The organism is Dyadobacter sp. BHUBP1, from assembly GCF_050587785.1.
Classification (GTDB): Bacteria; Bacteroidota; Bacteroidia; order Cytophagales; family Spirosomataceae; genus Dyadobacter.
The window spans coordinates 162,921-184,191 of sequence record NZ_JBOBIH010000009.1 but is presented as its reverse complement, the minus strand read 5'-3'; the positions used below and the strand labels follow the sequence as shown (position 1 = coordinate 184,191).

The window sequence follows — 21,271 nt, the reverse complement described above, 5'->3', positions numbered from 1 at the left end:
TGGTGATAGCAAAAAATTGTAAAAAAACTTTTCGACTTTTTAGCAACCGCTTGATAACCAGAAATTACCAATCCGTAATTTTTTCACAAATTTTTGAAGTACTCGATCACATGCATCTTCAAAAGCGCTTCCTGCTTCAAAAGATCCCCCGGAGGAAGCGCACGTTCCAGTTTGTAATGCGGCCATCCATCCTTGTCGGTGTATTCAAGGCTGTAATAGGACGACAGGCTTAGCACCTTGCATATACCTATATGCATCAGGTCTTGCTTCTGCTCCTTCGAAAATCGCTTCGCACCTTGCCCTAATTCTTGCACGCCTATCAGGAACAGTACACCGTTCAGGTCGCCCGGGCGCTTGCCTACCATTTCTTCCAATTGCCCCAGCAGATGCTCCCATTGTACTTCAAGCGGTTGGTCCTCTATATTCATTGTACTCATTTGTTCTGTTCGCATGCAGGCGATGCCTTATATATATGATGAAATCTGAAATTGTTGCTAATTAACCAACAATGCACACCTTATGTTCTGGTTGCGGAATAATATTTAGGAAAGGCCTCTCTTACAAGCCCAGAGATTCAGGATGCTTTTGACGGTTTTTCCTAACTTTGGCTTTTGCTATATATTATAAGTAATTGGAAAAGCATACAACTTTGAACCACAACGATTATCTCTCGACCTTGAATGAGCCCCAACGGGAGGCTGTGCTGCACGGAAATGGCCCTTTGATGATCATTGCGGGCGCGGGTTCAGGGAAAACAAGGGTACTTACCTATCGCATTGCGCGGTTGATTGAGACGGGTGTCGACCCATTCCGGATTTTGTCCCTCACATTTACCAATAAAGCTTCGGGTGAAATGCGCAGCAGGATCGAAGGCGCTGTCGGTACCGAAGCCCGGAACATCTGGATGGGTACTTTCCACTCCGTTTTTGCCAAAATACTCCGCATCGAAGCGCGCTACCTGGGCTATACCAGCGATTTCTCGATCTATGATACCGACGATTCGAAGTCATTATTAAGAAGTATCATTAAAGAATATAACCTCGACGATAAGGTTTACAAGGCCAATGTGGTTTTTAACCGGATCTCCGGAGCAAAGAACCGGCTCATTTCGCCCGATGACTACATAAATAATGCAGTGATCCAGGCCGACGACGACGCGGCCAAAATGAAGGAGATCGGCAGGCTGTACAAAACGTACGCAACACGCTGCTTCCAGGCCAACGCCATGGATTTCGACGACCTGCTTTTCAATACCAACGTCCTTTTCCGCGATTTTCCCGACGTATTATATAAGTACCAGCACAAGTTCCAGCATGTGATGGTGGATGAGTTTCAGGATACGAACGTATCTCAATACCTCATTACCAGGAAGTTGTCCGCGGTACACCGTAACATCGTGGTCGTGGGTGACGATGCGCAGAGTATTTACGCATTTCGCGGCGCAAACATCGAGAATATCCTCAATTTCGAAAAGGACTTCCCGGATGTGCGCGTGATCAAGCTGGAACAAAACTACCGCTCGACAAGCACGATCGTGAATGCGGCCAACTCGGTGATTGCCCGGAACAAGTCGCAGCTCGAAAAGCATACTTTCACTTCCAATGAGGAAGGCTCGCTGATCGACGTGATCAAGGCAGGCTCGGATAATGAGGAAGGCCGGCTGGTGGCAACCGCGATTTTCGAAGAGAAAATGCAGAAATCGCTTCGCAATGAGAACTTTGCGATTTTGTACCGTACCAATGCTCAGTCCCGGTCATTTGAAGAAGCTTTGCGAAAACTGGGCATCAAGTATCGCATTGTAGGTGGTCAATCTTTTTACCAAAGAAAAGAGATCAAGGATTTGCTTGCTTACCTGCGGTTTACAGTGAACCAGCGAGACGAAGAGGCTTTCAAACGGATCATTAATTTGCCAAAAAGAGGCATCGGTGATACGACCGTGGCCAAAATCGCGGTAACAGCTTCGGAAAACAATGTGGCGATCTGGGATGTCGTGGCGAATATCAACCAATTTGGCTCAGGCCGCTCTATTGCACCCATCGAAGGGTTTGCGACGCTGATCAAGAGCTTCAAAATTTTGGTCGAAGAAGGCAAGGATGCGTACGAAATTTCGTCCCATATTGCCAAAGCATCGGGAATTTTGCGGGAATTGTATGAAGATAAGACTGTGGAAGGCCTTTCACGCTATGAAAACGTGCAGGAATTGCTGAATGGTATCAAGGAGTTTGTCGATAGCGACGAAACGGAGGATAAATCGCTGAGCGCGTTCCTTCAATCGGTTTCGCTGTTAACGAATGCGGATGAGCCAGACGATAATAACGACCACGATCGCGTGACGATGATGACGATCCACTCGGCCAAGGGTCTGGAATTCAGGAACGTATTCATTGTGGGGCTCGAAGAAGACCTTTTTCCGAGCCAGATGATGCTCGAAAGCAGGCAGGACTTGGAGGAAGAAAGAAGGCTTTTCTACGTGGCGATCACGCGCGCGGAAAAGAAACTGTCATTCTCCTATGCCGAGAGCCGCTACCAATGGGGCCGCCTCAAAATGTGCGAACCGAGCCGATTCCTGCTGGAAGTCGATCAGAAATACCTGAACGTCAACAGAATGGTACAGAGTGCCTTGGAACGCGATACTACGCCCCCTGTAACGACTTTCGCGCGTAATCTTGTTCAACGAAAAACCGAGGCACGGCCGGTTGCAACAGCAGCTACAAGCCATGTCCCGTCGGCCGATTTCGTGCCGACCGACACGTTCGACCTGGCCGAGGGCGACAAGGTGGAGCATTTGAAATTCGGTTTCGGAGTAGTAACCAAAATGGACGTCAATGGCACCGATAGAAAAGCAACGGTCAAGTTTGATCTAGTGGGTGAAAAAACGCTGCTGCTCAGCTTCGCCAAGTTGCGGGTGTTGAAATAAATGCTGGGAAACTTGATGAGGTTGTTAAAATTCCAAGCTTTTTTGTAATAAATCTTACCTAAACTTCACTGATTAAAACCATATATTATGTTTATTGAAAACGATATTCAACAGATAAAGGAAAGAGGAAGCGATCTAAAAGTCGTGGAAGAGCAAGTCCGTTATTTTGAAAAGGGCTTTCCGTTTTTGCAATTGTCGAAGGCCGCCACGGTGGGCGACGGCATTATCAGGCTTACGGACGAAGAGATTGCACAGGTAATCAGTGAGTTCGATAAAAGTGCCGCCGATGGTGAAATTGCACTTTTGAAATTTGTACCAGCTTCGGGCGCGGCTACCCGGATGTTCAAATCGCTTTTCGGCTTTTTGCAGGAAGATAAGAAGGACAAATCGGTGGACGAATTCTTCGCAAGGCTGAAAGATTTCGCCTTCTACGAAGACCTGAAAACTTCCCTGGCCGCAGATGGCTACGAAATCGAGTCTGCGGATGAAAAGACGATTGCTTCTTACTTTCTTACTGCCAAGGGATTAGGCTACGGTGAGTTGCCGAAAGGCTTGCTGAAATTTCATAATTACGCCGAGCGTTCACGCACGCCGCTGGAAGAGCATTTGGTAGAAGGGGCGAAATATGCAAATGCCGGCAGCAACGTGCAAATCCATTTCACAGTTTCCCCTGAGCACCGCGACAAGTTTGAAAAACTCGTCGTGGAAGTACTTCCAAGCTACCAGACGCAATACGGCGTTCGCTACATTGTTTCTTTTTCCGAGCAAAAAAGCTCTACGGATACCATCGCGGTGAACCTCGATAACACGCCTTTCCGTGAAAAAGACGACTCGTTATTGTTCCGTCCTGCCGGCCACGGAGCATTGCTCGAAAACCTTGGGCAGCTCGACGCGGACATTATTTTCATCAAAAACATCGATAATGTTGTCCCCGACCGCATTAAGGGCGAGACAATTACTTACAAAAAAGCGCTGGCAGGAATCGTTTTAAGATATCAGAAAAGGATTTTTGCTTACCTCGATAAACTGGCAGGAAATGTGGACGCCGCATTGCTCGCAGAACTCGACGGCTTTTTCCGTAACGAACTTTGCGTGATTCCGCCGGCAGGTTTTGAATCGTGGAGCGACGAAAAGAAGAAAGAATATTTTGTAGGAAAGCTGGATCGCCCTTTGCGCGCGTGCGGGATGGTGAAAAATCAGGGTGAGCCGGGCGGCGGACCTTTCTGGGCTGAGAACGCCGATGGGTCTTCGTCGCTGCAAATCGTGGAATCGGCGCAGGTGGATGTCGATAATGCCGACCAGAACAGCATTTTCAAGAACTCGACGCACTTTAACCCGGTGGATCTGGTGTGTGCAGTGAAGAATAAAAAGGGTGAATTATACGACCTGAAAAAATTCCGCGATCCGCTAACCGGCTTTATTACAGGCAAATCCAAAGACGGAAAGGAGCTGAAAGCACAGGAGCTCCCCGGCTTGTGGAATGGCTCTATGGCCGACTGGAATACGCTTTTTGTAGAAGTGCCGCTGATCACTTTCAACCCCGTGAAAACAGTGAACGACCTGCTTCGTGAGCAACACCAATAGGTTTGAATGCATACCAAATAAAAAATGGTCGGAAGCAATTCCGACCATTTTTTATTTGAGTTTATGAGTTTAGAGTTTGTCAGAACTTTAAACCTTAAACTCTTAACACTAAACTCCTAACATCAAGGTATCGGTAATACTTTACTTTCTTTGAAAGTCGACAGGATTACCATCGTTTGCGTGCTGGCGACCTCTTCGATTTCATTGATTTTTTCGAGCATCAGCTTCTGGTATGTGCTGATGTCTTTGGAAATTACGCGAAGCAGAAAATCGCCAGTTCCGGTAATGTGATGGCATTCAATGACTTCGGGAATTGCATGAATTTTCTCAACAAATGACTCCGTAACTGCCTTACGGTGCCCTACCAGCGAAATCTGAACAAAAGTGCTTACGCCCAACCCCACCTTCTCCGGTTCCAGCTGCGCGTGGTAGCTTTTGATGATCCCCGATTGTTCCAGTTTTTTCACACGTTCCAGCGTGGGAGCGGGTGAAAGTCCTATTTCTTTGGAAAGTTGAGCGTTGGTTATCTTCGCGTTCGTTTGTAAAATCTCCAGTACTTTGCGGTCTATCTGATCTAACTTAATAATGGCCGACATTTCTCTATGACTAAGGTTTATATGACGTGCCCATTTAGGGTACCGCGCAAAACTAATTAGTTTCCCGAAGATTCTTGTAATATTATACTGAAATTTTGTCTAAAAATAGAATTATCGTGGGTGAAATAGGATTTTGGTACTGAAATATTAGGCCATACCTAATGTAACCCACTGTTGCGATACTGGTTACACGGCATATGTTTCTATTTTTTCGAGAAAATCCTGGTAAGTCATGGTAATACCTTCTTCGAGATCGATAGTGTGCTTCCAGCCCAATGCGTGCAGCTTGCTTACGTCCATCAGTTTTCGTGGTGTACCGTCCGGTTTATCGGTATTCCATTTGATTTCCCCTTCATATCCTACCACTTGCTGGATCATTTCTGCCAAATGCTTAATAGTTACATCCGCGCCCACCCCGATGTTCAGGAAGCCGGCCTCATTGTAATTCTGCATTAAGAAATAGCACGCGGCAGCGAGATCGTCGGCGTGCAGGAACTCGCGGAGCGGCGACCCTGTACCCCAGAGCTCTACAAATGGCTTTCCATCCTCTTTTGCCTCGTGAAATTTGCGGATCATTGCCGGTAATACGTGCGAATTGTTGAGATCGTAATTATCATTCGGTCCGTACAAATTGGTAGGCATCACTGAAATGAAGTTGCAGCCATATTGTGACCGGTAAGCCTCACACATTTTTATACCCGCAATTTTCGCGATCGCGTAAGGTTCGTTGGTGGGTTCCAGAAGGCCCGTCAGCAGTGAATCTTCCTGTAAAGGCTGTGGCGCCAGTTTCGGGTAAATGCAGCTCGATCCGAGGAACATCAGCTTTTTGGCATCGGTGCGGTACGCACTGTCGATTACGTTGCTCTGGATAAGCAGGTTATCGTTCAGGAACTCTGCGCGGTAAATATTGTTTGCCATAATGCCGCCTACTTTGGCAGCGGCCAAAAAGATATATTCCGGACGTTCCGCTTCGAAAAATGCCCGCACATCTGCCTGGTTGCGGAGATCAAGCTCCGATGAAGTTCTGGTAATAATGTTGTGGAAACCTTCTTTTTCCAATTTTCTGAGAATAGCAGATCCAACCATTCCCCTATGCCCGGCAATATAAATTTTAGCGCTTTTTTCCACGGTGTTTTTTTAAATTTGTCTTGGAAATCAATATAGAAAAAACCAATTCGTTACAAAAGTAACAATCTTGCCCTGAAGAAAAATCCTATATACATGCAAAGAGTAGCACTGGTCTGCGGCTTTTTTTCAATCTGTCTGTCGGTTTCCGTTTCGGCCCAGAATGGTCAGAAGGATACTTCGACCCCGTCGTGGCTGCCCAAAGAGCAGGTAAAAAAAGATACGGCAACGCGTTCCAATGATCTGAAATCGTTCGTTTCAGGCCTGGACCCGGTGGTGGGCGCTTCGGTGCCGGGCGGCAAGGGCAAGTCCACTAATCTCTCCACGCTGTTCGGAGAGACGATCCCCGATCTGGGACTTCGCGTAAAAGAATACAAAAGCCAGAAAAAAGACCGCAAGGCAAGGAAGGAAAAGGCCCGTCTTGCCAAAGTACAATATGAAGGCATTCCAATGCAGAGCATGTCTGTCAAATACGGCAGCGGCGACCGTGCTACGGTGGAAAATTTCCATGTGTTGAAAGAATATAAGCCCATGAACGAGTATGTCAGGGCTACGGAAACACGCTGGTATGACAAAAAATCGAGAAAACTGAGCTCTTCGGTGGTCAAAGACAAGACACAGGCTTTGCCGCTCCATGGCCCTTATAAAAAGTATAGCGGCGAAAACCTGATCGAGGAAGGCTATTACTACATGGGCGTGAAAGACGGCCGCTGGGTGAAATATGATACCAAATTTAACCTGATCGACAAGGCCGTCTGGAACCGTGGATTCCCTGCCGAATCACGCATTACCTATTATGACTCCGCGCATACGCAGATAAAAGAAGTAATGCCGGTCGCATTTGGAGAAATAGAAGGCGAATACCTGCAATTTTACAAGGAAGGTCAGCTGGCTGTCGATGGCAAGTATGATTCGGGTAAAAAAGTTGGCCGCTGGGTGGAATACTACCAGTTCCGCCGCCAGCGTAAGAAAGAGATTCAATATCCGAAAACTGCCTGGGACGAGGATTTCGAGCCATTCATCCTGAGAGAATGGGACGACAAAGGCAAGCTGATTTACGATCATACCAAAGATCCCCGCGCCTCCGCTGAAGAGGAGGAAACCGAAAATTAGGCAGCGCATGGTTGAAAATCACGCCTCACCTGCTTAATTAGCACGCATGTTTTCATCTTTCCTCCGTTTTATCAGAGAAAAAAGCTGGCTGGCATGCTTGTTGGGCCTGATACCCGTTCTGATTTATATTTGGGTATTCAAAGTTATTGCGCTGAATGTTAATTACGTAGCATTCGACGACATCCTTATTCTTGGCATCATTCCTGAATTTTCGAAAGCCGACCTGGCAGGTAAATGGAAGTTGCTGACGACGCTTTTTCCGGAGCACCGGCTTGTATTCTCCCGCTCGGTGATCCTGCTGCTTGAAAAGATATTCGGTACCGTCAACCTGGTTTGGCCGATGATGATCGCCAACACGTGTTGGGCGCTCTGCGCATGGGTTTTTTACCGCGCATTCAGGCATTTGCGGCTTGCTGTATGGTATTTTGTGCCCGTCATGTGGCTGTGGTTCAATATCCAGTCGTTTGAAAACATCTTCTGGGGCGTTAGCTCGCTGTGCAATTTCGGAGTGATCCTTTTTGTGCTTTCCTCGCTCTATTTTGCGGTTTACAAGCCCACGCAAATTGCCATTTCGCTACTTTTTGCTATCGCGGCGACATTTACTTATGGGAATGGATTGATGGTTTTCCCCGTGATCGGGCTGCTGTTTTTGCTCGGAGGTTATCGCAAACAATTCTTCGTCACCCTGGCGACAACGCTTATTATCGCAGTCATTTATTTCATCGACTTCACTCCTATCACCCAAAACCTCGATTTCTCGAACCCACAGCAGGTTAAGGAAGGCTTCTTCGGCTTCTTCGGGTTTATCGGCTCCTGGGCAACGCTTAGCGCCTACGGCACGCCCACATCCGGATTGTACATAGCCGTGGCAATGGGAATGCTGATGATTGCCGTACTGCTTTTTTTATACCGCAAACAATATATTCCACTCTGGAATTCGACCTGGCTGAAAGAGCGGTACACCAATCCGACAGCTCTTTTTGCGCTTGCTATTGCGATTTTTACCGGTATTACCGCTCTCGCACTTACTTACAAACGCATTCCTACGGATACCTTCGAAGGCATGTTTAAAGGGCGCTACCGAATGTATTCGACGTTGTGGTGCATTGCCTTGTATTTCGGATTTTTGGCGGTGGTACAAAACTCAGTCCGGAGAAAACTAGCCCCTGGAATGCTGGTGGCCGCCATTGTTATGAACCTTACATTACTGCACAGCAACTTCGCCGAAGCAGTAAATGGCCGGCGTGCGGCCGTTGTGCAAGAGTTCAATGCGCGGTATAATGCCGATTGGCTGGGTCTCCGCATGTTTTCGATGGATCAGCAGCATTATGAGCAAATCCGTTCCTATTACCGCTCGGCAGACCCGCTGGCTGAAAACTGGAGTCCGCGGGCAGATTCGGTTTCCTGCGCCGGCACTTATCCGCCAGATGAAGTCGGGCAACTTGGCGATCACATTGTGGTGGGTTTTCACCAGGAATTCTTCCAGCCCGAAAAAGACTATTCGGATGGTGCCTATGTGATTCTGAAATCAACCGGGCATGTATACGCAGCACAGCCTAACCAGGCTTCAGTGCCGCTGAAAACGACGGTTCGCCGCGGAATGTATTTTAATAAGGGTATAAATGCGAGTTTTCATAAGGCTAATATAGAGCCTGGTGTTTATCAGATTTACCTGCTCGTTCGCAAGAATGGACGCAACAGCATTTACTGCACCGGAAGGGTCTGGGAAGAAAAGGAATAATCAGTATTTGTTGCGGACGTTGGTCAGAATGCGCTCCACCTCCTTGCGCACATCGGCGGCAGGTTTGGTGAAGTTGTTATTCATAAAGCTGAAAGCCAGTACTTTTCCTTTTTTCGTAATCAGATACCCGCTCAGGTTATAAACATTGCTCAAACTGCCTGTTTTGGCAAAAATGAAAGGAGGATCTTCTTTAAACAAGCTCTTCAAAGTCCCGCTTTTCCCTCCTGCCGGCAATATCTGGAATAGTCTCTCCTGTGGTACTTTCGCGTGGATCTTTTGCAGCAAGGCCACCACTGTTCGTGGGGTAAAGAGGTTATAACGGCTCAGCCCGGAGCCATCTTTCCAGACTGGTTTGTCGGGTAAATCGGCTAAATGGTGCTCTATGGCATGTGCAATGGCCTTTTCGGTGTTCAACGGCAACTTGTTCGCAGTGGCGTAAAGCAGCATGAGCTGTTCGGCCAGCATATTGTCGCTCACCTGCATCATACGCATGTACAGCGAGTCCGAGGGAATGCTATTAACGGTTTGCAATTCGATTTCGAGCGGGATATTGATCAGTTTAATCTCTTTTTTCAATGTATCATTCAATAGCTGCAACATGAGCTGGTCGGTCATATGAACGGGGATGTCTTTCGTAATTGCTTGCGATCCAGAAAGTTTTGAATGGTGAAATACATTCTGCAATTCCTCTCTTTCAATCCCTGAAACGGCAGTATCCTGTACCAAAGCTTTCTGCCAGAACCGCGGATTGGCCCGGTATTGTCCTGTCGGCGTGCTTTGGAATCGCACAATATTGCCATAGATCGGCATGGCGGTCACTTCGGGCTGGTAGTAGTCGTTGTAGTCGCTCCAAGCCCAGCCGGGGCCAAAGCGTTTATTTTCGAAATGGAACGGCGTAAAGAATATCTGGTCTTTACGGCCTTTCAGGAAATCGAAAACCTTGCTGTGCGGCAAATCAGGGTGTAATAGCGAAGGATCTCCGGTGCCGCGAATGATCAATAACTCGCCCCATTCGAGGTATTCGAGACCTGGAATGGAGTCACCGAGTGCCGACAGGCCCGCGTAAAAGCTGAACAGTTTGGTGTTGGATGCCGGGACGAAATATTTATCGTCCTGATATGAAGCCAGCGACTTCTTATCGCCGATACGCGCAACGGAAACGCCTGTATGCTGCTGGCTGAGAACCGCCGAGCGGTCGATTTCGCGTTTCAGATAATGGGAGGCCGAACAGCCCGACAAAGCAATAATACTGATGAAGAAGAGCAGCGTGCGCATGGAAACGGGTTAAAATGAACTTTAAACAAAGATAATATTTTCGCAGCATTGGCAAGCTGGCGTATCAGGGGTTTTGAATAACCAGTAAGTAACCGCCGTGTAATGGCACGACGCTGTCCCGTTCCACATTAAATCGCGGCAGGCATGCTGAATCGGCAAGGACATATTTCAGGGAATCAATTCCGGTGGAAAGGGATAAATGATGATAGCGCTGAAAGTTGGCATGAATATCGGCCCGCTGGAATAAATCGTGACAAATTCCAATTGTGGACGCTGACGGTACCAGTGTACGTAGCCGTTTGGCATTGGCTGAATGAACATCCGGCGGGATGGTGGCCAGTTTCTGAAATGTAGTCCCCCAGCATACCAACACGCCGACGCTTAATGCAATGGTTATTAATTGCTCTTTGTGTGCCATGATGAAGACGATACGCTGTACCATGAGGAACGCAAAGAGCAGCGCCATGAAAGGCAGTGCGGGTAAAAGATAATGGGGGTATTGCTTGATGCTCACTAACATAGGGATAATCCCTGACGCGGCTACGAACGCGGTTAGGAGAACATTTTCGGAAATCGCTTTTTCCCTTGGAATCCTCCACTTAAAGCCGATGGATAATCCGTACAAAACGGCACACGCGACCAAATGAGGTAATAGGTTTCGAAAGAGTTCCGATACCAGCGTAAAATGGGCGAGCCAGCCGGCACCTGCTTTTTCGCGTTTCTGTAACAATGCCTGTACCACCTGACCATTGAAATAGGTCGTCATGAACTCGCGCGCGGGTGTATATGCTAATACGCCTGCGGCGCCTAATGCGATCACCGCCAACATGATGACAGTCGGCCGGAATGCCTTTGAAAACCCGTAAGAAGGTATTGAAATGGCATAAATCGCCGAAAATGCGAGTGGATAAAGTCCTGCCGGACCTTTGGTTAAGAATGCCAGTACAATGCAAGTCCCGGCTAAGAATGGCCACAACGGATGTTGCTTTCGGGTAGATTCTTCTTTCAAATAAACCAGCTGAAAATAGCAGGAGGCAAGGCAGAACAGTCCCATAGTACTGTCCAGAAAGTTGTTTGGAATACTATAATAGACAATCACGATGGCATACCAGCACAAGACGGGTAACCAGCTAAACGCGCGGAATGGGCTGGCCGGACCAAGCAATTTTTGCCAAATTTTGACGATGAGGAAGATGTGGCCGCTTAGAATCAGCACATTATAGCCGTTTTCGACAGCGGGCGTGTCGCCGAAAATCCTGAAAAGAATGGACTGCAGCCCGAATTGCAGCGGCGGATGGCCTGAAAAATAAGGGCCGTTGTCATAGGGTAACCAAAATGAATGCGCGAAAAACGGCTGCCAGAACGAACCGATCCCTTCAGACATGTTGCGGGCAATGGCCGCGTAAGTGACGCCGTCCATAAACATCGTGTCGTCCACCGAACGCGGCACAAATGTGATCGAAATGAAGCTCAGTGTAAAAAGCCAGGGGAGCCAGGAGGCATAGCTTTCTTTTTTGCCGGAAGATAAAATCATGATGCGGAGTGAAATTCTGTCGCTAAATAACGGGTTTTGTGCCCGGTGGAATACCTGTTTTGGCGTTTCTTTTTACCAAATGCGCGGTTTTCCGCTTTCGATAACGCACCTAATGCAATTACTTTGCAGAATCTGATCACCACACCGCAAAATGCATTCTGATGACTGATATTCGGTCTGTCCTGAAACAATATTGGGGTTACGACGCTTTCAGGCCGTTTCAGGAGGACGCCATCCAGGCGGTCCTGGATGGCATGGATGCGCTGGTATTGCTTCCTACCGGCGGCGGGAAGTCCATTTGTTTCCAGGTGCCGGTCATGGCTTCGGAAGGGGTTTGCATTGTGGTTACACCGCTCATTGCCTTGATGAAAGACCAGGTGGAACAACTCAAACGCAGGCAAATACCGGCCGCAGCAATCCACTCGGGGATGAGTAAGACGGAAATCGATATTACGCTCGATAATTGCGTTCACGGCAATACAAAGTTCCTGTACGTGTCGCCCGAGCGCTTGCGTACGGACATTATGATCGCACGCACGAAGCGTATGAAGGTGTGCCTGCTCGCGATCGACGAGGCCCATTGTATTTCTGCATGGGGCTACGACTTCCGCCCCTCCTACCTGCTCATTGCCGATTTCCGCAAGCTTTTACCCGGGGTGCCGGTGATGGCGCTGACCGCCACCGCCACCGAGGAAGTGCGGACGGACATTCTCGACAAGCTCGAAATGCGTAATGCGAGGGTGTTCAAACAGTCGTTCGCGCGCGCCAACCTTTCCTATTCGGCATTCGCGGAGGAAAGTAAAGAACGCAAATTATTGCAAATTTTACGGAATGTGCAGGGAACGGGGATCGTATACGTTCGTACGCGTAAGCGCACAAAAGAGCTCGCCGACTGGCTAATCAGGCAGGGAATTTCGGCTACAAGCTATCATGCAGGCCTGCCTTTCAAGGATCGCTCCGAGCGGCAGACGGCCTGGATCCAGAACCGCATCCGAATTGTGGTAGCGACGAATGCGTTCGGGATGGGCATCGATAAGCCGGATGTCCGTGCCGTAATCCATTTCGATTTGCCGGATAACCTGGAAGCCTATTACCAGGAAGCCGGCCGTGCCGGAAGGGACGAGAAAAAGGCCTATGCGGTGGCGCTTTTCAATAAAATCGACCTGGAAGAACTCGTCGACAGCATCGAACGGAAATATCCACCGGTTGAAATGCTCCGGCGGGTATACCAGGCTCTGGCGAATTACTACAAGATTGCGATAGGTGCAGGCGAGTTGTCGGGCTTTGATTTTGATATTCAGGAATTCGCGGGAACATTCGGGTTGCCTGTGAATGACACCCATTATGCACTCAAACTGCTTGAAGAAGAGGGATTTGTGCAGCTGAGTGAAAGTTTTGGCGATTCTTCCAAAATCCATTTCCTCGTTGACAACCGGCAATTGTACGACTTTCAGATACGCTATCAGGAGATGGATTCGTTTATCAAACTGATCTTGCGGATGTATGGCGGCGAGCTTTTTACCGAGTATGTGCGCATTTCCGAAACGGAACTGGCGCAAATCCATTTTGCCAATGTACCCGAGATCCTGAGGAAGTTGAAATTCCTGGCAGAGCGAGAAATCATCGATTATGAGCCGAGGAAAGACAAGCCCCAGCTCACATTTCTGACACCGCGCTATGATTCTTCTTTACTGCCGCTGAATGTTTTTGAAATACAAAAGAAAAAGGACCGCGATCTGCAAAAGGCGCAAGCCGTGATCCGGTACGCGTCGCATACCAAACGGTGCCGCACTTTGCTTTTGCTGGAATATTTTCATGAATATGATGCGGAGGAATGCGGTGTGTGCGATATATGCATTCAAAACCGAAAGAATGAGACGATCCGCGACGCTGTGGGCGATGCCGATCTGGCGGAACAGATCACCGATTTATTGTACCGTGAGGGCCCAATGCTGCCCGCGGAACTCAGCCAGGCATTTGAAAATCTGCCCGGTGATGCGTTCCTGAAAGCATTACAAGAATTAATTCAGGAGGAAGCAATCCGTTACAACGAACAGGGAATGCTGACCCCAACTAACAAAACTCAACCTTGAAAACCTCATTACTAACCACAGCACTATTCATTCTGACAGCTGTGCAATGCGCTGTCGCTCAGCAGATTCCTGGCCTGCAATTCAGCAATTACGGTGGCTTGTACCGGTCGACTTATAATCCATCGGTGCTCGGCGGGCCGAGGCATAAGTTTCAGATCAATGTCCTCACGCTCGGCGGCAGTATCAAGTACCGCTATTTCCGTTTTATAGGAGAAAACTCATTCCTGTATCCCGTGCTCGCGCCGCATTCGACGAAAGAGCTTTACGGGCGTTCGCGTACGATGGGCTCGCTTACCTACAAGGACCCCATTTTCCTGGCCGGCGAGATCCGCTGGCCTTCGGTGTCTTTTGCATTGGGCAAATACCACGGCGTGGCGGTACAGCTGCGTACGCGCGGATTTGTGCTGGGGCGGAATATCCCTTCCGCAATCGACAACTTGTACATCAAGAGGCTCGACACGGGCAGTACCCCGCCGGTTTCCGATGAGGCATGGGGCGATTTCAGCCTTGTTCAGCAGAGCTTCTCCGATCTGAGCTTTTCGTACGGAGCGCAGTTGCTCGACATCGAAGGCCATAAATTCCGCGTCGGCGTGACTGTTAAACGCGTCTTTGGTGCACGTGTAGCCTATCTGAAGGGGAATGCAGATCGGTATAGCATTAATCCGGTCAGTAGCAGCAACCCGGATGTGAGCCAACTGGAAATAGACAATTTGACCTATGAAAGCGGATACAGCACGCCCAACCGCAAAATGAGTGTTGGAAACTTGTTTGATTCGGGTAAATATGGCTCCGGATGGGGCTACGACCTTGGTTTTTCGTATGAAATAGGGTCGGTTTGGAAGGATCGCAAGGAAGTTTACAACGACAGCCCCGATTACCTGATCCGCCTCGCGGGCTCACTGACGGACATTGGCTCGGTCAAATACAAAACGGCCGACTCGAAGGTCGTGAGAGGGTCTCATAGCGACGTGGTAATTGGTCAAACACAGCTGGAAACGATCAGTGACCGTGGTCCGGAAGGTTTTATGAGCCTTTTTCCAAGCGATACCAGCTCCGTGCTGGCCCAGAAGGCAAAACTGCCCCAGGCCCTTAATCTCGAAGCTGATTTGCAGGTTTTCCACGGTTTCTTCTTGAATCTTTCGCGCACAAGCCGCTTGAGTGGTGGTAGTAAGCAATCATTAGATATGTATGTGCCCAATACTTTTATCATTACGCCACGCTTTGAGGATGAAGACTCGGGCCTTTCTTTCCCGATCTCCTTCATTCAGGGAAATAACCGGCCTTCGATCGGCCTCGCAGGGCATTTCGGGCCGGTTTTCCTCGGTTTCAGTAATGTAAATGGGCTGATGAAAGGCGGCGGGGCGCGTGGGAGCATGATGTACGTTGGCTTCACCGCATGGAAGGCATCTCGTAAAAAAGACAAAGATTGATATGAAAACATCGTCTGCCCTATTCCTTTTAGCAGTTTTCTTCCCATTGATGCTGCTCGGGCAGCACGATCAACATGCCAACCATACCGCTGTTGACGCGGAGCCGCAGCCTTTGCTGGCGCAGGCAATGCGTTTGCAGGAAGCGCTTTCGTTTTCGGGTAATGCGTTGCAGGCGGCTGACGCCGCGAAGCTGAAAGCATTGGAACGCGGGCCATTATCAAAGGAAACGGTTGCTCAAATCCAGTCCATTCTGGACCCCTACTGTCTGAATGTGGTGCATATTAACCCGGAAGGGCGTGTGAAGGTAGATCGCGGCGCTGCGAAAGCAGTGTTGGTACAAGGCGGCTGGACGGCTTTTCTGGTTAAAATCCATAATGAGGCGGGTATCACGGCGAAATTGGAAGCCACCAGCCCGAATGCACAGAAGCCTTATCATTCTCCTTCCTTTGAGCACAGGGTCAAAAAAGAGCACGAATTGACCGAGGGCCAGGTTGCCAATCGTTTTTTGGATATCCAGATCTACGCAGGAAGGCCTTTACAGGCGAATTTGTCGGGTTTGAAGCTCGAATATGCCGTGGTTCAGATCTATTCCAAAGATGCGGGCAAGCGGGAGGCGGAAATCGCTTACAATGCTGGTCACGGCTCGCAGGATATCGGCTTCCGGAATTCCACTCATATTCTGTTTGATGCAAAACCTGCCGTAAAAGTTCGTTTTGATGTAAAGGACGACGACGGGACGCCTACTATGGCATCCTTCCTCATTACCGACGGGCAAGAGCATGCATCCGGCAAATTCAAAGGAATTTACCCGCTACCATCCCGTCGCGTGGCTGCATTCGACGAATATCCGGATTTCTTTTTCCAGCCCCAGATATACCGCAAAAGCGGCGAGCATGTGACATTGTCGCCGGGCAAATACAAGATCACGTACACACGCGGGCCCGAGTACATCCCGCAAACGAAGGAAATCATAGTCTCCGAGGGCAAGGACTCGATTACGGCCGCATTTCAACTGAAAAGATGGATCGAGCTTGCAAGACTCGGCTGGTTTAGCGCCGATCACCACATTCATGCGGCCGGTTGCAGCCATTATGATAGTCCAACGGAAGGTGTCGATCCGAAAGACATGTTCAGGCAGGTGCTGGGTGAGGATTTGAATATGGCGGCCAATCTGGCCTGGGGGCCTAGCTGGTATCATCAAAAAACGTTTTTTACCGCAAAAGATCACCCGCTGTCGGGTAAGAAAACGGTCATGCGGAACGACGTCGAGGTATCGGGTTTTCCGTCCTCGCACGCAGGGCATATTGTTTTGCTGAGGATCAAAGAAGACGATTACCCGGGCACTACCACGATTGAGCAGTGGCCTAGCTGGACGGCACCTGTGCTTTCATGGGCCAAATCGCAGGGCGGTGTGGTGGGTTATGCGCATTCGGGCTGGGGATTGGAGCCGATGGAAGCCACGAACAAGCTTCCGAACTACGTCACCCCGAAAATGGACGGAATCGGCGCGAATGAATACGTGGTGACGGTTACCGATGGCCTGATCGACTTTTTCAGCGCGGGCGATACTCCGGCGCCCTGGGAACTCAACATGTATTACCACACGCTCAATTGCGGCTTTAAAACGAGGTTAAGTGGGGAAACCGACTTCCCGTGCATCACGGACGCGCGCGTGGGCCAGGCGCGAAGCTATTTCAAACCGAAGAATGCCATGGATTACGACGGATACGTGGAGGCCCTGCGACTGGGCCGAAGTTACGTTTCCGATGGAAAATCACATATTATGGATTTCAAGGTGGAAGGCGTAGAGGCAGGTACCGGCGAAAGCGAAGTGGCGTTGAAATCGCCGGGTAATGTAAAAGTGTCGGCCAAAATTGCCGCCTATTTGCCGGAAAAACAGGATAGTGTGGGGGAGAAAATAGCAAAGTCGCCCATCACGGAAAAGCCTTACTGGGATATTGAACGGTCGAGGGTTGGGCAGTCCCGGACCGTCAGAGCGGAACTGATTTTCAATGGAGTGCCTGTCGATACTGTTGAGGTACAGGCAAATGGAAAATTGACCGATATTAGTTTTTCACCTAAAATCGCCAGGTCGGGATGGCTGGCAGTGCGCATTTACCCCAGCTCGCATTCGAATCCGGTTTTTCTGAAAATTAACAACCAGCCTATTGTCGAAAAACAGAGTGCCGAATGGTGCCTTGCGGCCTTGGAGCAATGCTGGAAAATGAAGGAGCTGAATATCCGCACTGAGGAGCGGAATGCAGCCGCAGAAGCGTACGAGAAAGCGAGGAAAGTATATCGCGGACTCATCGCCAGTGGAAGCAAATAAGGGCGTTATTCAGGCGTTGTTTCGGCCTTTTTGGAGCGGAACAGCCCACCTATGCGGCTGAACATCCGTTTTTCAAACTCCCAGAAAAACGTGAATTTGCCCCATATCCAGCCCCAGGCCAGTAATATGACCTGGTACAGCGGTAGAATGATAAGGATATTCACCGACCAGCGAAGCCAGGTTGGGGAGCTTTCGGTAAGTCCGATCAGCTCGAAAAGCCAGCGTTTGACGTAGAGGACCGAAAAACCGGTACAGGCAAAAACGACCAGAATAATGAGTACATCCCACCCATTCCGGACATTCCAGCGCTGTTTCAGTTTTTCGATCATCGGCTATTATTCATGAAAGAAATCCAGGTGTTCGGGCTTGATCACCTCTTTGTCCAAAGTTAAGAACTCTTCCCAAAAGGCGTCGTTCGGAACGCCTGCCCGGCAGATAACCGGCTCTTTTTTAACAGGATGCTCGAAATAGAGCCTCCGTGCATGCAAATTGATGCTGCCGTCCGGATTACCTTTGGGATAACCATATTTGACGTCCCCGCGGATAGGACAATTCATCGATGCCAGCTGCACGCGGATCTGGTGCGGCCTGCCGGTGACCGGCATTACTTCCAGTAAATGGAATTTATTGATCTCGCCGATCCATCGGTACGAAAGCTCCGCGCGCTGGGAGCCGGGTACTTCATGGTCGTGGGCGGTCGTTACATTGCGGGCCTCGTTTTTCGTAAGCCAATGCACGAGCTTGCCTTTTTTCTCGGCAGGTTTGTTTTTAACAACTGCCCAGTAGGTCTTCTGAACGTCGCGTTTGCGGAAAATCTCGTTCATGCGTTCGAGCGCCTTAGACGTGCGTGCGAACACCACGAGCCCGCTCACGGGGCGGTCAAGGCGGTGTACGGTGCCGAGAAACACGGCACCCGGTTTGTTATACTCCTCCTTAATATAGTCTTTGACCATATCGAGCAGGCACGTATCGCCGGTAACATCGGCCTGAACCAGGATGCCCGGCTCTTTATTGACGATGATCAGGTGATTATCCTCGTAAACAACCCGAAAAGGTTTTTTAGCCATATTATTAGTTTAATACTTTTTAAAAGGTCAGTATGATTCCGATTCGTTCGGGAACGACTTTCCTTTTACATCCGAAATATAATTGGTGATGGCGTTGGTCATAACGCCATTCAAATCGGCATAATGCCGTAAAAAACGCGGCTTAAACTCCTTGTTAATACCCAGCAAATCGTGGATAACGAGCACCTGGCCATCGGCATGTGGCCCAGCTCCGATCCCGATCGTAGGAATTTGAATGCTTTCCGAAACCTGTTTGGTCAGTTTGGCGGGAATTTTTTCAAGTACTACCGAGAAACACCCCACCTCTTCGAGCATTTTGGCATCCTCGATCAGTTTTTGCGCCTCGGCTTCCTGTTTCGCGCGGACGGTGTAGGTCCCGAATTTGTAAATAGACTGCGGTGTAAGCCCCAAATGCCCCATCACAGGTACACCTGCGCTCAATATGCGTGTAACCGAATCCTTGATTTCCAGGCCGCCTTCGAGTTTCACCGCGTGCGCGCCGGATTCTTTCATAATGCGGATTGCCGAGTTCAATGCCTCACGGGAATTGCCCTGATAGGAACCAAACGGCAGATCCACGACCACCAATGCACGTTTTACGGCCCGCACTACGGAAGATGCATGGTAAATCATCTGATCGATCGTGATCGGCAGGGTCGTTTCGTGACCGGCCATGACATTGGAAGCAGAATCGCCCACCAGGATCAGCTCGACGCCGGCAGCATCCACGATTCCCGCCATGGAGTAGTCATAGGCAGTAAGACAGGTTATTTTTTCGCCACGGTTCTTCATTTCCTGAATCACGTGGGTGGTAATGCGCTTGATATCAGCAGTATGTACAGACATGGTGGTTAGCGGTAATGGTAATCGAAAATCGTTAAGTGGTGTGTGTGGTCATTTGTTGTCATGTGTGGTCAGGCGTAGTCATTTGTTGTCATGTTTGGTCAAGAAGAGTCTAGCCTTGTTATAGGGAGGAGAACTTGTGTGTCCGATATATCAAACCGTCCGACGATAAATGACAATTCCTGACCCCTTGACAATTCCTGACTACCTCTGACAATTCCTGACTTGCCTCCAAAGTGTTACTTCCGTGCAGAACGCCTCACCGGTGTATCAGCCAGTTTTCGGGGTTTAGTCGCGAGGTATTTTTCCAGATCTGGAATTGCAATTCCGAGGTGCCGTCGCTGTCCGTGGCTACGCGGCCGATGTTTTCACGTGCTTTTACCTTCTGGCCGGCACGTACAGCGACGCCGCTCATTTTGGCGTAAATCGTCATATAGTTGCCGTGTTGGATCGCTACCACGCTTCCCATTCCAGGCAACTCGGTAACATCGAGCACCGTTCCGTCGTAAACCGACCTCACCGGCTCCCCGGCGGTGGTCTGGATGTCAATACCCAGGTTATCCACCATCACACCCTTCAAAACGGCGTGCGGACGCTGGCCGAAATGGCTGGATACAAAGCCTTTTACCGGCCAGGGCAGGCGGTTCTGCGAAGCCGTGAAAGACGAGGCCAATGTGGTTTCTTCTTCGCTCATACCGCTCGAAACGACCGGCTCCTCCTCCACTTCTTTCGGCGCTTCTACCGCTGCCTCCCCTTTTTTCTCCCGTTCGGCATTTTCCCGTGCAATCCTCTCACGCTCTGCCTTCCTGCGTGCTTCACGCTCCTCGCGCTCGCGACGTTCCCTTTCGAGTCGTTCTTTGCGTTCCCGCTCGGCAATACGGCGGATACTGGCTTCCAAAAGGTCGGTAGCGCGTTTATTTTCAGCAATTTGTTTCCTCAATTCTACTTCTTTCAGCGACAGTTCCTGGATTACCTCGTTCTGTTTCACTTTCAGGCCTTCCAGCTTGGTATTTTCGGTAACACGTGTGTCCAGCACGTTTTTCTGCTGATTCTTCTTGGAAGTAATGCGTTGACGTTCAGCCATTACTTGTTTTTGCAAAGCATCAATCTCTTTGGCCCGGCCCTGACGTGCCTCAGTATATTGTTTCAAGTATTTGTACCGGAGTACAAACTGGTTGAACGTGCCTGCCGAGAACAGAAAAACAAGCTGATTGAAATAGGCGTTCCGTTTCGACGCTTCATAAATCATATGGCCGTATTCTTGCTTCAATACCGCAAGGCTGCTATCCAGCGACTGGCGCCGTTTTTCGAGTACTCTTAGTTCCCTGTCGAGGATTTCGAGGTCATCGGTAAGGAGGTCTATCTGCTTTTTGTAGGTATTAATTTGCTGGTTCAGGGCTTTCAACTGGCCCAGGTTCACTTTCTTTTGGGAAGAAGTCTGCTTCAAAATGCTTTGAATTTCCCTGATTTTGCCCTGGTTTTCAGCCTTTTCCCGCTCCAATTGCTCACGGGTCTTCTGCGCAAATGCACCTGCGCATGCACAAAGCATGAATGTAAGCACTAACCAAAAACGACGGCTACCAGGGGTACGAAAGGGCATAATATTGATTCTTGCGGCCAAAAA

16 protein-coding genes are annotated in these 21,271 nt (G+C 49.3%); 7 read left to right on the top strand and 9 right to left on the bottom strand.

From position 1 onward, the window contains the following. Positions 1 to 83 precede the first annotated feature (83 nt). Entirely contained in the window at positions 84 to 428 is a 345-nt protein-coding gene (locus ACQ4MZ_RS27290; RefSeq protein WP_106599443.1) for a hypothetical protein, read from the bottom strand. 203 nt (positions 429 to 631) lie between these two features. Between ACQ4MZ_RS27290 and ACQ4MZ_RS27285 the strand changes: the two genes are divergently transcribed. Both ACQ4MZ_RS27285 and ACQ4MZ_RS27280 read left to right on the top strand, forming a co-directional pair. Beyond that, entirely contained in the window at positions 632 to 2,917 is a 2,286-nt protein-coding gene (locus ACQ4MZ_RS27285) for an ATP-dependent helicase (RefSeq protein WP_430850563.1), read from the top strand. 87 nt (positions 2,918 to 3,004) lie between these two features. Next, positions 3,005 to 4,501 (top strand): DUF4301 family protein, encoded by a 1,497-nt coding sequence (locus tag ACQ4MZ_RS27280; RefSeq protein WP_430850561.1) that lies wholly within the window; start codon positions 3,005 to 3,007, stop codon positions 4,499 to 4,501. A 122-nt stretch (positions 4,502 to 4,623) separates the two neighbouring features. Here the strand turns inward: ACQ4MZ_RS27280 and ACQ4MZ_RS27275 are convergent, their stop codons facing one another. Further along, on the bottom strand, positions 4,624 to 5,097 hold the full coding sequence (locus ACQ4MZ_RS27275) for an Lrp/AsnC family transcriptional regulator (protein WP_015813234.1): 474 nt from the start codon (positions 5,095 to 5,097) through the stop codon (positions 4,624 to 4,626). Between the two features lie 186 nt (positions 5,098 to 5,283). Beyond that, positions 5,284 to 6,225, bottom strand: coding sequence for a GDP-L-fucose synthase (gene fcl / locus ACQ4MZ_RS27270; RefSeq protein WP_430850558.1), 942 nt, complete (start codon positions 6,223 to 6,225; stop codon positions 5,284 to 5,286). Positions 6,226 to 6,318: 93 nt separating this feature from the next. Between fcl and ACQ4MZ_RS27265 the strand changes: the two genes are divergently transcribed. After that, on the top strand, positions 6,319 to 7,335 hold the full coding sequence (locus ACQ4MZ_RS27265; RefSeq protein WP_430850556.1) for a toxin-antitoxin system YwqK family antitoxin: 1,017 nt from the start codon (positions 6,319 to 6,321) through the stop codon (positions 7,333 to 7,335). Positions 7,336 to 7,381: 46 nt separating this feature from the next. After that, positions 7,382 to 9,076: a hypothetical protein gene (locus ACQ4MZ_RS27260; protein WP_430850554.1), complete on the top strand. Its 1,695-nt coding sequence runs from the start codon at positions 7,382 to 7,384 to the stop codon at positions 9,074 to 9,076. Here the strand turns inward: ACQ4MZ_RS27260 and dacB are convergent, their stop codons facing one another. Then, on the bottom strand, positions 9,077 to 10,351 hold the full coding sequence (dacB, locus tag ACQ4MZ_RS27255) for a D-alanyl-D-alanine carboxypeptidase/D-alanyl-D-alanine endopeptidase (protein ID WP_430850552.1): 1,275 nt from the start codon (positions 10,349 to 10,351) through the stop codon (positions 9,077 to 9,079). A 64-nt stretch (positions 10,352 to 10,415) separates the two neighbouring features. Next, positions 10,416 to 11,885 carry an ArnT family glycosyltransferase gene (locus ACQ4MZ_RS27250; RefSeq protein WP_430850550.1) on the bottom strand — a complete coding sequence of 490 codons (1,470 nt, stop codon included), beginning with the start codon at positions 11,883 to 11,885 and terminating at the stop codon, positions 10,416 to 10,418. Positions 11,886 to 12,046: 161 nt separating this feature from the next. Here ACQ4MZ_RS27250 and ACQ4MZ_RS27245 point away from each other — a divergent pair, with 161 nt between their 5' ends. Genes ACQ4MZ_RS27245 through ACQ4MZ_RS27235 form a run of 3 tightly spaced genes read left to right on the top strand, consistent with a single transcriptional unit; the run spans position 12,047 to position 17,737 of the window. Then, a complete protein-coding gene (locus ACQ4MZ_RS27245) occupies positions 12,047 to 13,978 on the top strand; it encodes a RecQ family ATP-dependent DNA helicase (RefSeq protein ID WP_430850548.1) in 1,932 nt (643 codons plus the stop codon). Beyond that, entirely contained in the window at positions 13,975 to 15,408 is a 1,434-nt protein-coding gene (locus ACQ4MZ_RS27240; protein ID WP_430850546.1) for a DUF5723 family protein, read from the top strand. Before ACQ4MZ_RS27245 ends, ACQ4MZ_RS27240 begins: the two co-directional genes overlap by 4 nt. 1 nt (position 15,409) lies before the next feature. Next, a complete protein-coding gene (locus tag ACQ4MZ_RS27235) occupies positions 15,410 to 17,737 on the top strand; it encodes a CehA/McbA family metallohydrolase (protein WP_430850544.1) in 2,328 nt (775 codons plus the stop codon). A 5-nt stretch (positions 17,738 to 17,742) separates the two neighbouring features. Here the strand turns inward: ACQ4MZ_RS27235 and ACQ4MZ_RS27230 are convergent, their stop codons facing one another. The 4 genes from ACQ4MZ_RS27230 to ACQ4MZ_RS27215 all read right to left on the bottom strand — a co-directional run bounded on the left by ACQ4MZ_RS27230 (position 17,743) and on the right by ACQ4MZ_RS27215 (position 21,247). Then, positions 17,743 to 18,066, bottom strand: a complete 324-nt coding sequence (locus ACQ4MZ_RS27230) for a DUF6787 family protein (RefSeq protein ID WP_430850542.1) — start codon at positions 18,064 to 18,066, stop codon at positions 17,743 to 17,745. A gap of 6 nt (positions 18,067 to 18,072) precedes the next feature. Continuing rightward, positions 18,073 to 18,804 (bottom strand): RluA family pseudouridine synthase, encoded by a 732-nt coding sequence (locus ACQ4MZ_RS27225; RefSeq protein WP_430850540.1) that lies wholly within the window; start codon positions 18,802 to 18,804, stop codon positions 18,073 to 18,075. Positions 18,805 to 18,831: 27 nt separating this feature from the next. Further along, positions 18,832 to 19,650, bottom strand: a complete 819-nt coding sequence (gene panB, locus ACQ4MZ_RS27220) for a 3-methyl-2-oxobutanoate hydroxymethyltransferase (RefSeq protein WP_430850538.1) — start codon at positions 19,648 to 19,650, stop codon at positions 18,832 to 18,834. 256 nt (positions 19,651 to 19,906) lie between these two features. Further along, positions 19,907 to 21,247 carry a murein hydrolase activator EnvC family protein gene (locus tag ACQ4MZ_RS27215; protein ID WP_430850536.1) on the bottom strand — a complete coding sequence of 447 codons (1,341 nt, stop codon included), beginning with the start codon at positions 21,245 to 21,247 and terminating at the stop codon, positions 19,907 to 19,909. Positions 21,248 to 21,271 lie beyond the last annotated feature (24 nt).